Genomic DNA, 13,581 nt, shown 5'->3' on the forward strand with positions numbered 1-13,581 from the left:
CCGCTCAGGGTTGTGCTTGCCCTTCGGACCGGCCAACGCGGACACGTCGGCCTCCATCAGCGCGCTCATCACCTGCATCCCGGCGCCGACCGCCAGGGCCAGCAGTCCCTCCTGCATCGACTCGGCGATCTCAGCCATCGCCACGCTCACCCGCTCGGGCACGGCCACCTTGGGGGCGTCGGGTGTGTCGGTCTTGGTCTTCTGGTAGGTCTTGCTCACGGCGGTCCCCTGTTCGGATGGTGTCTTGGCGGACGCCCAACACCTACCTCACGGCCGGTGCGGGCGGGGGACCGCCACCTCAAGTTCCACGAGACCCGGGACAACCTCAACCCCGTGAGGCGGTCCCGCGCTTGGACGGGGGGCGGCTGTTCGCGGGTGCACCGTCTGCCAGCCCTTGGAGTCAAGATCACGACCAACGAGCGCGGCCAACGCCGCGTCTGGATTCGGGCTTTCAAGGGCAGCCACCAGGTCGGCCACGGGCGTCATGACGCCTGGCCCCGTCAAGTCCACACGCTATGCATCGCTTCGTGCCGGTGATCGAGGGCCGCATAGGCGGCCTGCACGGTGTCGCGGGCGTGCTCGAGCAGTTCCCCTTCAAACAACTCCTCCACCCGGTCCACCGACGTGTCGCGCAACGACCTGCTGGAGCGACGACGCAGCTTCTCGAAGTCCCAGTCGGTGCGTCTGCCGGCATGCATAGGCTGTCTGACACTGCTCACCCGGCGCGTCGGGACGACGGACCGGGCCCCTCCGGAAGGGCGGTTTCCGGGCGCACCTGGCGGCGGTGCCCTGCCCGACACAACCGCGGTGCCGAGGTGCCGTTCCGGGGGATCAACCCGGGCGGGGCCCGTCGTGGCATCGATCTGCCGGTGGTATGCAGTCCGGCTCGTCGTCACTGCCGAGACCGCGTGATGGGTCAGATCGTCACGACGTTGACGATGAGCGCGGCGATGGTGGCGAGGGCGCGGGTCTGGGCGAAGCGGCGCGGGTCGGCTGGCGCGTGGAGGTCGGCGTAGCCGGACAGGGTGATGTAGGTGAGGACGGGGGCGAGCCAGTCGTTGGCGGAGAACCCGGGCAGCCCATCGTTGTTGAGCTGCGGCATGTTTGCCGACAGGCGCCACAGCAGCACCGCAGCGAAGGCGAGGACCGCGACGGCGAGCTGCTCGATGAGCATGCCCCGCGGGAGCCGCCACGCCGCGGCAGCGAGCGCCAGCACGGCGGTGATCGCTGCGGTGATCGCGATGTGCCCGACGCCGAAGGTTCCGGCGGCTTCAGCGAGCGGTGCGTTCATCACGTAGTCCTCGTCATCGGGCGGATGTGACGCCGCATCGTTGCGCGCGGCCGCCACGGTCGGGGATGGCGCTGTGGCTCACCGCGCCGGTGGCGCGGCGAGGGAAGGCTGCCCGAGGACGGCTCAGCAGGCGAGCATGCGGAAGCCGGACCGGGGAAACAGCGCCCGAGCGCGGGGAGGGGCCCGGCTGTTGCAGGCGACCCCGTGAACCCGCTTCCTCGGGCCGTGGGCTGACGCCGGTCCATCTCGGTCAGGCGCCGAACAGGCCGGTGTACTCGCCGAGCAGCATGGCGACCACCATCGCGAAGATGAGCAGCGCAACCTGCGCCACGGGCGACCGGTCAAGCAATGCGCCAAGGCGACGGATGGTCGTCTGAATCATGGGTGTGTCTCCTGGCTGGGTGCGGTGATCACCAGGCCGGGATGTCCGGCGCCGGTGTCGGGGACGGGGAAGTAGGCGCGACCGGTGGTCGGGTCTATGGCGACGACGTGAGCGTTGTCGGCCAGGTGCGCGCGGCCGGTCACCCGACCGGCAGCCGGCCGGAGATCAACGGTGGTGACATCACCGGATTCGGCGGCGACGTAGAGCAGCCGGCGGGCCGGGTCGATGGCCAGGACGTCGGGCCCGTCTCCCACGTCGAGGGCGCCCAGCTTCGTCAGTCCGGGCAGCGCGAGCGTAAGGAGCTTGTTGTTGCCGTCGCAGGCCACGAACGCGCGCCCGTCGGCGACGAGCAGCCCGTGGTCGTGGTCGCAGTCCGGGACAGGAGCGCGACTGAGGATCGTCCGGGTGTGCGGATCGATGACGGCGACCTGGTTGGCGGTCTGCACGTCGACGAGGATCCGGTCGCCGGCCGGGTCGTAGCGGACGTTGCCGGCCTCTCCGCCCAGTGGCACGGTGGCCACGGGCTGGCCGGTTCGGGCGTCGAGGACTGTTTCGGCGCCGCCGTCCTCGTCGCTGATCCAGACCTGTCCGGTGGTCGGCACGTAGGCCAGGCCGTCGGGGAAGCTGCCGGCCGGAGCGCGGGCGAGCACGGTGGCGGTGTCCTCGTCGATGGTGACGACCTGGCCGGCGCCGGCGGCGCTGGCAAACACGCGGTGCAGTTCGGGTACCACTATCACGCCCGTCACGGTGGGCAGGTCGGCCACCGTCGCGATCACCTTGTTGGTCCGGGTGTCCAGCTCCAGCAGCGTCCCGTCGCCCATGTGCGCGAGAAAGAGTCGGTGGGCGCCCGCATCCAAGTCGGCGTAGTCGAACCGGCTGTCGCGCCCGGGCAGGGCGACGGTGGCCACGGTGGACAACGGCAGCGCCTCGCTCGCCGGCCTGGTCAGCCGCTGGACCAGAGGCACGCCGATCGCGACGGCGAGCGCGAGCACGCCCACGAGGATCAGCACGGGTCGACGACGAGCTCCTGCCCGGGGCAGCATTACCGTCGGCCGATCCGACCGGGTGGATGTAGCGGCATGAGACGATGATGCAACCGCGGTTGCATGATCGCAACGAGCGCTTCATGCCCGGCCCACGTTGAACGTCGGCGGCAACCTGGTTCCTGGCCCAGTGTGCTGGGCGAGCGTTTGCGTCCCGTATCCACTGTGGTCAGGCGCCCGGTTGGCTGTTTGTCTTGTCGATGGCTGCCCGCAGTGCTGTGGCCAGTCGTGTGGCGTCGTCGAGGGCCCAGAAGTGGACGTAGAACAGGCGCGGGGTTTCATCGAGCATGTGATTGTGCAGTTCCACCACGTCCAGGCCGCCGTTGCGCAGCGCGGTGAGGACCGGCTGGACCTCGTTGGCGGTCATCACGATGTCGCCGTTGACCGCGGCGCGGCCGTCCCCGACCGGTTGGAAGGCCACGGCAGTCTGAGCCAGGGAGGCGGGCACGGGTGCCGAGCCCATGGTGATGGTGTCCCGCCGAGGGAGGGCGTACTTGTGCACACCACCCGCGGTGGTGCCCACACGCCCCATGATCTTGTCCAGCACGGCGGGGTCCAGGCCGTCGAGGGCGGTGTTCTGCGGAGCCGGGCTGCTCGGCGTGGTCAGGGGAGTGGTGCCGGCGGCGAGGGCATCTTTGAGGGCGGTGGCGATCTGGACCGCATCGCCACTGGCTTCGATGTGGTGCCACCACACGGTGGGGCTGTGCGCCGGAAGGTGCTCGTGGACCGCGGTGATCTCGATGCCGCTGCCGGTCAGCTTCGTCAGGACCGCTTGCCGCGCGTCTTCGGTGAGTACTAGGTCGCCCATCACCATGGCCTGTTGTGGGCTGCCGTAGAACGTGATGGACGTCGTGGTGGACAGCGCGGGCTTCAGCGTTACAGAACCGACCTTCACGGCCAGGTCGCTGCGCGGGAAGGACAGGGTGTAGAGGCCGTCTTTGAAGACGCCTGGCCGGCCGAACACCTGTCCGACGCCGGTCCAGTCGGCGGCGCTGGCGCTAGGGGGCTGCGCCGGCGAGGGCGGCGTGGTCGTGTCCGGTGCGGTCAAGCTGGCGCTCGGCGGCACCGTGGCGGCTTGGGGACCGGTGGTGGCGCTGGGAGAGCAACCGGCCACGGCGATCATCAGTGGCGCGATCAGCGCGGTCGCGGCGACTGGTCCGCGGCGTGTCCTGGAAGGCATCAGGGGCGTCCCGTTCTGTTCGTCGTGCGCGGCGGGGTGTGGTCGTCGGTGCTCGTGTGGTCCGGCGGGGTCAGCCGTCGTCGCCGTCGTCGCCGCCCTGTCCGGCCGGCTGGGTGCCCACGACGTGGAAGCCCTGGTCCAGTTGGACGTCGATCTGGCTGCCGTCGGGCTTGGTGACCTGCACGTCGTAGGCGGCGTTGCCCTCATCGGACTCCTGACGCACCGCACGGGCCTGGCCGCCGGGTACTGCGGCCAGCGCCGCAGACCGGGCCTGATCCGCGGCCGCGCCGCTGTCCGTTCCGCCGTCCTCACCGCCGCTGGCCGCGGCGACACCGCCGACGGCGAGCACTGCGACCAGCGACCCACCGGCGAGGCCGAGGCCGATCTTCGTTCGCTTGTTCACGTTGAGCTCCTGTTCCGGGTTCCTTGCCCATCTGCCCTCTTCGGGGAGGCGATGGCTGGGCTGGACTGTCGGCTTGCTGCTCTTGCGCGTCCGGCGGGCGGCCTCGGCAGGCGGCCTGTGATCGCCACGTGCAGGGGAGGGCTCCTGGGCTCCGGCCGGCGCGTGGCGAGCTGGGGCGCCAGTCGGGTGGTACGCCGTGCGCATCACCTCTCCTATGCGATGGAACCGTGGTTGCATCAACAGTGGTACCCGGTGATTGTGAAGAGTTGATGAAGACAGCTCGAACCTTCGAGGGGATCGGAACGGGGTGCGGGCCATCGGGAGCGAGCGGAGGCGGGAGGGGTTGTGCGCGTACTGGTGGTCGAGGACGAACCTAAGATGGCGCGGCTGCTGGGCCGCAGTCTGACCGAGCAGGGGTACGTCGTGGATGTGGCCGGTGATGGCGCCAGCGGCTACGCGGTGGCGGCGCGCACCAGCTATGACGTGGTGGTGCTCGACGTGATGCTGCCGAGGATGTCGGGGTTAGAGGTGTGCCGTCGGCTGCGCGCGGGCGGCGCGTGGGCTCCGGTGCTGTTCCTCACCGCGCGCGACGGCCTGCCTGACCGGGTGGCCGGGCTGGACACCGGGGGCGATGACTACCTGGTCAAACCGTTCCATTTCGACGAGCTCCTGGCGAGGTTGCGGGCACTGATTCGGCGCGGTCCGGTGCAACGTCCGGCCGTGTTCACCGCGGGCGAGCTGCGGCTGGATCCGGCCAGCCGCCGCTGTTGGCGCGGGGAGCGCGAGATCGTCTTGACCGGCAAGGAGTTCGCGCTGCTGGAGGTGTTGCTCCGCAGCCCCGGTGTGGTGATCCCCCGGGAGGTCCTGCTTGAGCACTGCTGGGATGCCGGCTACCGGTCGCGGTCCAACGTCGTCGACGTGCACATCCGCGCACTGCGGGACAAGATCGACCGGCCGTTCGGAGTTGCCGCCCTGGAGACCGTGCGAGGCGTTGGCTACCGGATGCGACCCGACGGTGGGCGGCCCCCTCAATGAGGGCCATGGGCTCGGCCACCGGTTTGCGCCGGCCCAGCCGGCGCCGGCTATCCGGGAAGGACGCCGGGCGTCGATGGATAGCCGGACCCCGGCGGTGGCCGCTGCGGGTCCGGCTCACCGCGGCCTTCACCGCAGCGATGACCCTGCTCATGATCGGTGTCGCCGTCGCGACGGTGACCCGGTTCGGCGACGCGCTGGACGAGGCGGTGGACGCATCGGTGAACAGTCAGCTACAGGTGCTGCAGGCGGCCGGGGATCCGCGAACGGCCGACCTCGGTGCACTGCCGTCCAACGCACATCAGGTCATCGCGCCCGACGGGTCGCTGACCCCGGGCTCGATTCCGCCGGACGGGTCGCTGCTCACCACCACCGAACTCGCCCAGGCCAGACGTGGGCCGTGGCGGGCAGAGCGCGGCAGCGTCCCGGGCCTGTCCGGCCCCGCTCGACTGGCAGCTGTGCCCCTTTCCAGTGGGGGCGGCGTCGCCGTCGTCGCGGTCAGCTTGACCAGTCACAACGCCTCCCTCGCCGACCTGCGCACCGAGCTGGCCACGACCTTTCCGCTGATCCTCTCAGTGGCCGCGGCGGGGGCGTATCTGCTGACCGCGGCGGCGCTGCGGCCGGTGGAGCGGATGCGCGCCCATGCCGCCGCCGTCACCTCCGACGGCCGCCTGGACCCACTGCCGGTGCCGCCCGGCAACGATGAGATCGCCCGGCTGGGACACACCCTCAACGGCATGCTGACCCGATTGCACGACGCGCTGCACCGCGAGCGGCAGTTCATCGCCGACGCCAGCCACGAGCTGCGTACACCGCTGAGCCTGCTGACCACCGAACTGGAACTGGTCACCGCCCGCCCCCGCAGCGCCGGGGAGCTCAGCGAGGCCCTGCACTCGGCGCTGGAGGAGACCCACCGGCTCACCAGGCTGGCCGAGGACCTGCTGCTGCTTGCACGCATCGACTCCACCCGCGGCCGGGCCGACGGCGGCCGGCTCCCCGCACTTGCGCTGCGCGAGCCGATCCTGCTGCAGCCGTTGCTGCACTCCCTCGCCGCCCGCTTCACGCCGACCGCGACCACCACGCCGGTGACCGTCCAGTGCCCCGCGGACCTGGCCGTCTACGCCGACCCCGACGACCTGGACCGCGCCCTGAGCAACCTGCTGCACAACGCCCTGCGGCACGGCCGGCCACCGGTGACAATCACCGCCCTCGCCGGCCGTCCATCCGTGCAGGAATTCACCACCTCCGCGGCTGAACCTCTCCGCTCCGAGTCGGCGGCGGCTGATCCGGGCAACCGAAGCGCCGCGATCATCGAGGTCACCGACTGTGGACCCGGCTTCGACCCCGCCTTCCTGTCCCACGCCTTCGAGCGCTTCACGCGCGCCGACACCGCCCGCACCGGGGGCTCGGACGCCGGAGCGGGGCTGGGATTGGCCATCACCGCCAGCCTGCTCTCCGGCAACGACGGCAGCATCACCGCCGGCAACCGGCCCACCGGCGGCGCCGCATTCACCCTCACCCTGCCCGGCGCCCACCTCCCTTCCCATCCGGCTCATCCGGATTCAGCCGTCACTCGATCACAGATCCCCCCGGCCTGACCCTGACCGGACGCGCACTCGGGTCCGCGCGACCCGGGTCAACGGTGCTCCGAGGAGCGCATTGCCCGGGAGACCGGCAGGTCTTGTGCAACCGCGGTTACATTGACTAGGTTGGTCGGTGCAGTCGTGCGCCGACTCCTGGGCGACAAGGAGCGGACCATGGGGTGGAGAGGCTTCGTGCTGCGGGTCTTCGGGGGCCGAGCCGGGGGCGGATTGGACAGTCAGCGGGCGATCCGCGCCCGACGCGGGGGCTATCAGAGCCTGCTCGATCGGGAGGCAACCCCCGATGACCTCGACGATCTGCGCCGTTTCGTGGCCACCCGGAACGGCGTGGAGTTCTACGTCGAACCGGAGACCACGGCGACGGACACCACGGCGGTGGCCGTGGCCTTCAACGGGGAGTGGATTCGCCGGCGGGTGGGCTCTCCCGCGGTCGCCCGGCGGCTGGCCAATGAGCTGGGCGTTCCGGCTTACGACGCCAGCATTCTGGGCTATCCGGCCTCCATGCGCCGTTTCCGTCGACCTCCCGGTGACGATTCGCGGCCCCCGGGCGGCGGCGCCTGAGCCAGAGAGCCCGACGCCCGGCTGCTGCCCCTGGGCGCGGGTGCCACATCCGTGCGGGGTCGGCGGGGCCGGTGGTAGGGCCTGGGTGAATGACGCCCGAACGACCCCTCAGGCACGTGACATCTTCTGCTGACCGAAGGAAGGCTTCATGGGGCGCGCCGACATCTACCTCCAACCGGATGCACCCGATCCCGTGCTGCCCGAGGCGTTGGTACTCGCCCTTGCCCGGGCGCACCTGCCGGTCGACATCCCGGTCTTCACCGTGGACCGGGTCGACGAGTCCGGGGGTGAGGCGCGCGCGTATCTGCTCGGTGGCGGGGTGGTGGTCAAAGTTCAGCGGCCGCACCGGCTCCGGCCGCGGACCAGCCTGGCGAAGGAAGCCGCGCTGCTCACCGCGTTGGCCGGTCCGCTCGCCGGTCGGGTTCCTGCGGTGTTCGGCCACGACCGGGTCCAGACCGCTCACGGCCCGGTCGAGTTCCTGGTGATGAGCCGGGTCAAGGGTCGTCCGGTCGGCACCCGGTCGCTGACTGGTCCGGCCCGCCGCGCCGTGCTGGCCGAGGTCGCTGCCGTGCTGCGGCTGGTGCATGCGCTGGATGTTCCCGGGCTGCTACCTGCCGGGCTGCTGCCGGTCGACGAGGACGCGGACGCCCTGCGCCGGCGGCTGGCGCTCGGCTTCGCCGACCTGGTGGACGACCTCGATGCCCGGCCGCGCAGCGCGGCGCTACCGGTTCCGGCGGCACAGGTCGCCGGTCGCGCCCTGGGCGCGCTTCCGGTGCGGCTCGGGCAGGACCCGGTCGTGCTGCATTCCAACCCCGCTCTCACCCACGTGTTCACCGACGATGCCGGGGTCTTCACCGGGCTGATCGACTTCGGGGATGCCTATGCCTCCCATCCGGCGCTGGACCTGCGGTCCTGGCCGGACCCGGACGACCGCATCGTCCTGCGCGACTGCTATCTCGACGGCCGTTCCGCCGGCCCCGTGTGGGAGGCGGTGTGGACGGTGGCGATGATCCACGCCGATCTGGCCGCGGTCGCCGGCCGCCCGGCCCACGTCGCCGCGGCCGCCGCTGACATCCGTCTCCGGCTCGACGACCTGTGACGCCCAAGGCAGCCCGGTGAGCGTCTTGGTTCCGCCATCCGACGGGGCCCAGGCCGGAGCAGGGACCGCGGCGGCATCGGTGGCGGTCCCTGCACCCGGGGTGTGGCGCGCGATGCGGCCCTACGCCCAGCAGGTGGCCGGGCTGCTGAGCGTCGGCTCGGTCTGCGGGATCGTGATGAACACTGCGGTGGTGTTGCCGGCCGTGCTGCTCGGCCGGGCCGTCGATGCCGTGCTGGCCCACGAGCGCGACCACGCCGGGGCCGGGGCGGTGACCGGGGCGGTGCTGTTGCTGATCGCCGGAACCGCCGCCACCGAGCTGCCCCGAATCGGCAAGCGCTACTGGCTGGGGGTGTGCAAGAACCGGATCCGGGCGAACGTGCGCGCCGACGCCTTCGGGGGCGTGCTGTCCTGGCCGGTCGAACGGCTGCACACCACCTCGGTCGGTGAGGTCATGGCCCGGATCGTCGGGGATGTCGAGGTGCTGGGCACCGGCGTCGGCGAAGTCGTCGTCGAAACCTGGGACACGCTGCTGTTCTCGGTCGCCCTCACCGTAGCGATGCTGGCCATCGACCCGACCCTGGGCGTTCTTGCCCTCCTTCCGGTGCCGGTCGCTCTGGGCCTGAGCAAGGTTGTCGGGGCGCAGGTGGCCCGGCGCACGCTGCGGGCGCGGGAAGCCAATGCCACGCTGACCGCGTTCGTGCAGGAGGGACTGGCCGGATTGCGCGTGCTGCGTGTCTCCGGGCGGGCCGCGGTTTACACCGCCCGGCTGCGTGAGCTGGCCGACTGCCAGGCCAGGGCCGAACTGGCCGAAACCCGGCTGCAGGCCTTGCTCGCACCGGTCTACACGACGCTGGTCAGCGCCGGCGTCGTCCCGATCCTGTGGCTGGGCGGCCACCGCGTCGCCGCTGGCGCGCTCAGCGTCGGCGGCCTGGTGGCTTTCCTGGGCTTGTTCGGGCGGTTCACCGCACGGGCCTTCCGGATTCCGCAGATGGCCAACCGGGTGCAGGCCGCCACCGCCGCCTACACACGACTCGCACCGCTGCTGAGCGCTCCGCCTCCAGCGGCGGATGAGCCGCGGTGGGCCTCCTGGTGCCCGGACCGCGTGGCCGGACTTGCCCCGTTCCACTCGAGCGGACGGGGGCCGGCGCAGGGCTCCCCAGCATCGGCGCCAGTCGCTGCCCCTCCGGCGGCGGTGAGCCTGCGGGAGGTCACCTTCACCTATCCCCACGGCAGCACGCCCGCGCTGCGCCGGCTGACGATCGATCTCCCGCCCGGAGCGTTGGTGGCGGTGACCGGGACGGTCGGAGCCGGGAAATCCGCGCTGGCCCGCCTGGTCTGCGGGCTGTACCGCCCGGAGAGCGGTCAGGTCCGCGTCGACGGCACCGATCCGCACGACTGGACGCCGGGCGACCGTGCCCGGATCGGATACCTGCCGCAGGGACATCCGGTGTTCTCGGGGACCGTCGCGGACAACGTTTTGTTACCGGTCGCCGGGCAGCGGCCGCCCGACGCGCATCTTGCGGGCGCAGAGCAGCCGATCGGCGCGGTCGACCGCGGCCGGCTGGCCGACGCGCTCAACGTCGCCCGCCTGGCCGACGACGTCGCGGCCATGCCCGACGGGGTACACACCGCCATCGGTGAACTCGGGGTGCGGATCTCCGGCGGGCAACGGCAGCGGGTCGCGCTGGCCCGATCTCTGGCAGCGCCGGCCGCCGTCCCGCGGCTGCTGGTCCTCGACGACCCGTTCTCCGCCGTGGACGTGGACACCGAAGCCCGCATCGTCGCCGGGCTGCGCGCCGCAGTCGGACGGCAGGCACCGGCCGGACGCCGGGCGACGGTGCTGCTGTGCTCAAGCAGGCTCGCCGCCTTTCCGCAGGCCGACCTGGTCGTCGTGCTCAACGCCGGTCGGATCGCCGAGCGCGGGACGCATGCGGCGCTGCTGGCCGCCGATGGCTGGTACGCCCGGGTCTTTCGCGCCCAGCAGCACACGACCACCGCGCTTCAACCGGCGGTAGTGCCGCGTGAGCCGACCGCGGCGACCGGCCCGGCAGGCCGGTCGTGACCGCCGGCACCGTTCGTCCCGATCGCGCCACCCACGGATCCGGGGGCCGCCGGGCCCCCGATCCAGGACTGCCGCTGTCTCGGCACCTGTACGAACTGGTCCGGCCGTGGCGCGCCTGCTTGGTGCTGATCGGCGGCATGGTGCTTGCCGCCGCCGTCCTGGAGCTCGTTCCGCCGCTGGTGGTGCGCCACGTCATCGACGACATCCTCGGCCGGCACCGCACCGCGGGCTTGGCCGGGGCGGCGGCGCTCTACCTCGGCGCGACGATCGGGGTCACCGCCCTGACTTCCGCCTTCGCCTACCTCGCTGCCACGGTGGCGCAGCGCAGCCTGAAGGGGTTGCGTGTCCGACTGTTCGGTCATCTGCTGGTCCTGCCGGCCAGCTACCACGACCGCACGCCGGTCGGGGACTCGATCTCGCGGGCGACCGCCGACGTGGAGGCCATCGATGACCTGTTCTCCTCCTCGGTCGCCACGCTGCTAGGCGAACTGACCCGGTTGCTGACCGTCGCGAGCGCCATGGCCGTGCTCAGCCCGGCGCTCGCCGCCGCCGCCGCGCTCGTCGTGCCGCCGCTGGTGCTTGTCACCCGCATTTTGCGCCGCCGTGTCCGGGACGCCGAGCGAGCCACCAGGATCGCGGTCGGAGGGCTCAACGCCCAGCTCGCCGAGGACCTTTCCGGCGTAGAGGTGATCCGTGCCTTCGGCCGCCACGCCACCTTTCACCACCGGTTCCGGCTGGCGCTGCAGCGCTGGCTGCAGGCGAGCAACCGATCGGTGCTGTTCAACGCCTTCTACGCCCCCACGCTCAACCTGCTCGCCGCGATGGCCACCGCGCTGCTGCTGTGGCTCGGCGCCCGGCACGCATTCGGCGCGGCGGGGGTGAGCGTCGGAACGCTGACCGCGTTCGTCCTGCTCTTCGCCCGGTTCTTCACTCCCCTGGTGAACCTGGGCGACGAATGGCAGACCGTGCAGGCCGCACTGGCCGGCGCCGAACGCGTCTTCGCCGTCCTCGACCTACCCACCGACCTGCCCCCCAACCTGCCGGCCGAGAAGCCGGGCAGCACGCCGGGGTCCGAGCCCCGCCAGGTCGCCGCCGGCCGTGGCCGGGGCCGGCCAGACTTTCCCGCGGTCGAGCTCGATGCCGTCACCTTCGGGTACAACCCGGGACGGCCCGTGCTCCACGACCTCTCGCTGACCGTGCGGCCCGGCGAGCATCTCGCCATCGTCGGCCAGACCGGCGCCGGCAAGTCCAGCCTGCTGTCCCTCGTCGCCGGCCTGCACACTCCCTGGACCGGACAGGTTCAGCTCGCCGGCACCGATCCACGCCAACTCGATGACCCCACGCGCCGAGCGCTCCTCGGGTACGTTCCCCAGGCCGTCACCCTGTTCAGCGGCACCGTCACCGACAACATCACCCTCGGCGACCCACACCTGACCTTCGAGCAGGTTCGGCAAGCGGCCCGCATCACCGGCGCTGATCCCTTCATCGCCGCGCTGCCCGACGGCTACGCCACCGTGCTGTCCGACAGTGCCCGCGGCAGCGGCACCCAGCTGTCCGCCGGGCAGCGCCAACTGATCGCGCTGAGCAGAGCACTGGTCACCACCCCTGCCGTGCTGCTGCTCGACGAAGCGACCGCGGTCATCGACGGCGCCAGCGACGAGGCCTTCCGCGCCGCGGTACGCGAACGCATCCTGCCCACCGGGACCGCCGTGCTCACCGTCGCGCACCGGATCGCGACCGCCCGGGACGCCGACCGCGTCATCCTCCTGTCCGGCGGCCGGGTGATCGAACGTGGGACCCCTGAGGCGCTGATCGCCGCCGGCGGCCAGTTCGCCGACCTCGCTGCCCTGGAAGAGGACGGCGCCGACTGGCAACGCACGCTCTGACCTACCTTGCAGGCGTGTCGCTGACGACCGGAGCGGACACCCCAACCCCGGTCACCGAGCCCAGCGCCCCATGCGAGCTGTTCCCGTCAGGCGCGGGCGCAAAGCCGGTCGGCATCCAGAACCGATGGCGCAGCGGGAGGGCTGGACGGCGATCAGGTCCCCAGCTGCTCGGTCAGCACCGCATAGGCGCTGGAAGCCTGGTCGGAGAACACGAGGATGTCCCACCGAGGCTCACCGGCATTTCCGGTGAACTGTGCAAAAGCGATGCTCGACCGAATGCCACGGCTCTCCAACAGGACGCGGACGGCCGCGGCGGCCCGCCGGCTGGGGACAGTCGCGACCGAGGTCAGCAAGCCGTAGTCCGGGCTCGCCGCCCCCGGAAGAACGCCAGCCCGGCGGTCGTGCCCGGAGCGCTCGCGATGCTTCACGCGCTCTGCCCTCCTCGAAGCCTGGTCCGTGCGGTGGAGTTCGGCGAACAGCGATTCAGAGTCCGGTCGGAAAGGGATAGGAGGACGGCGGCGGAGCCGGGCTGGTCCCTGCAGTGGCGACCACGATCGCGATCTCCTGGTGAGGGCGTAGGACCACGGTGGCCGGATCCCCGGTCCACCGCCCCCCCGTCGACGAACACCTCGACCGTGGCGCCGCTATCGTTGCGGTAGGCGCCCACCTGTCCCGGCCCCAACGCCACATCCCACTCCGCAAAAACCTGCCCCAGGGTGAACCTGGAGTTGACCCGCTTTCGCGGACACCTCGTCACTGCGGACACGGATTAGGCCGCAGCTTTTCGTGCAGTGTGCGCCTGCTCGAAACGAGCGGGTGAGACCTGGCCGAGGGAGGAGTGCCGGCGGCGCGGGTTGTAGAAGGTCTCGAGGTAGTCGAAGACGGCGAGCTTGGCCTGCCGCCGAGTCTCAAACCGGCCGCGTGGCTGCTGGTCGAACAGTTCGCACTCGATGGTCGCGAAGACGCTCTCCGCCATGGCGTTGTCGTAGCAATCCGCGACCGATCCCATGCTGGCCAGGGCGCCGTGACGTCTCAGTTCCC

General features: G+C 71.4%; 14 protein-coding genes and 1 pseudogene. 6 read left to right on the plus strand and 9 right to left on the minus strand.

What is annotated here, in order from left to right:
• The 7 genes and pseudogenes from BLW04_RS22880 to BLW04_RS27800 all read right to left on the minus strand — a co-directional run.
• Window positions 1-219: pseudogene (locus tag BLW04_RS22880) on the minus strand (IS256 family transposase); the annotation flags it as partial.
• A 281-nt stretch (window positions 220-500) separates the two neighbouring features.
• Window positions 501-698, minus strand: a complete 198-nt coding sequence (locus tag BLW04_RS22885; RefSeq protein ID WP_091547791.1) for a hypothetical protein — start codon at window positions 696-698, stop codon at window positions 501-503.
• Between the two features lie 218 nt (window positions 699-916).
• Window positions 917-1,291, minus strand: a complete 375-nt coding sequence (locus BLW04_RS22890) for a hypothetical protein (RefSeq protein WP_091547792.1) — start codon at window positions 1,289-1,291, stop codon at window positions 917-919.
• A 250-nt stretch (window positions 1,292-1,541) separates the two neighbouring features.
• On the minus strand, window positions 1,542-1,673 hold the full coding sequence (locus tag BLW04_RS29260; RefSeq protein WP_256375507.1) for a hypothetical protein: 132 nt from the start codon (window positions 1,671-1,673) through the stop codon (window positions 1,542-1,544).
• Entirely contained in the window at window positions 1,670-2,683 is a 1,014-nt protein-coding gene (locus BLW04_RS22895; protein WP_217631217.1) for a YncE family protein, read from the minus strand. Before BLW04_RS22895 ends, BLW04_RS29260 begins: the two co-directional genes overlap by 4 nt.
• A gap of 202 nt (window positions 2,684-2,885) precedes the next feature.
• On the minus strand, window positions 2,886-3,896 hold the full coding sequence (locus BLW04_RS22900) for a DUF1259 domain-containing protein (protein ID WP_139306978.1): 1,011 nt from the start codon (window positions 3,894-3,896) through the stop codon (window positions 2,886-2,888).
• A gap of 70 nt (window positions 3,897-3,966) precedes the next feature.
• On the minus strand, window positions 3,967-4,299 hold the full coding sequence (locus BLW04_RS27800; RefSeq protein ID WP_217631218.1) for a PepSY domain-containing protein: 333 nt from the start codon (window positions 4,297-4,299) through the stop codon (window positions 3,967-3,969).
• A 357-nt stretch (window positions 4,300-4,656) separates the two neighbouring features.
• Between BLW04_RS27800 and BLW04_RS22910 the strand changes: the two genes are divergently transcribed.
• The 6 genes from BLW04_RS22910 (at window position 4,657) to BLW04_RS22935 (ending at window position 12,540) form a co-directional block, all read left to right on the plus strand.
• Window positions 4,657-5,334 carry a response regulator transcription factor gene (locus tag BLW04_RS22910; RefSeq protein ID WP_305777672.1) on the plus strand — a complete coding sequence of 226 codons (678 nt, stop codon included), beginning with the start codon at window positions 4,657-4,659 and terminating at the stop codon, window positions 5,332-5,334.
• Window positions 5,335-5,339: 5 nt separating this feature from the next.
• Complete coding sequence (locus BLW04_RS29380) at window positions 5,340-6,929, plus strand: ATP-binding protein (RefSeq protein ID WP_175484233.1); 1,590 nt, start codon at window positions 5,340-5,342, stop codon at window positions 6,927-6,929.
• A gap of 159 nt (window positions 6,930-7,088) precedes the next feature.
• Window positions 7,089-7,493 carry an oxidoreductase gene (locus BLW04_RS22920; RefSeq protein ID WP_254781901.1) on the plus strand — a complete coding sequence of 135 codons (405 nt, stop codon included), beginning with the start codon at window positions 7,089-7,091 and terminating at the stop codon, window positions 7,491-7,493.
• Between the two features lie 148 nt (window positions 7,494-7,641).
• Window positions 7,642-8,592, plus strand: a complete 951-nt coding sequence (locus BLW04_RS22925) for a phosphotransferase family protein (protein WP_091547796.1) — start codon at window positions 7,642-7,644, stop codon at window positions 8,590-8,592.
• A 79-nt stretch (window positions 8,593-8,671) separates the two neighbouring features.
• On the plus strand, window positions 8,672-10,654 hold the full coding sequence (locus BLW04_RS22930) for an ABC transporter ATP-binding protein (protein WP_217631219.1): 1,983 nt from the start codon (window positions 8,672-8,674) through the stop codon (window positions 10,652-10,654).
• Window positions 10,651-12,540, plus strand: coding sequence for an ABC transporter ATP-binding protein (locus tag BLW04_RS22935; protein WP_217631220.1), 1,890 nt, complete (start codon window positions 10,651-10,653; stop codon window positions 12,538-12,540). Before BLW04_RS22930 ends, BLW04_RS22935 begins: the two co-directional genes overlap by 4 nt.
• A 152-nt stretch (window positions 12,541-12,692) precedes the next feature.
• On the opposite strand, the gene BLW04_RS22940 is transcribed toward BLW04_RS22935, so the two are convergent.
• Window positions 12,693-12,968 carry a hypothetical protein gene (locus BLW04_RS22940; RefSeq protein WP_091547798.1) on the minus strand — a complete coding sequence of 92 codons (276 nt, stop codon included), beginning with the start codon at window positions 12,966-12,968 and terminating at the stop codon, window positions 12,693-12,695.
• Between the two features lie 341 nt (window positions 12,969-13,309).
• The coding region (locus tag BLW04_RS22945; RefSeq protein ID WP_139306980.1) for an integrase core domain-containing protein at window positions 13,310-13,581 on the minus strand (272 nt) is incomplete at its 5' end.

This window comes from Modestobacter sp. DSM 44400 (genome assembly GCF_900107175.1).
GTDB lineage: Bacteria > Actinomycetota > Actinomycetes > Mycobacteriales > Geodermatophilaceae > Modestobacter.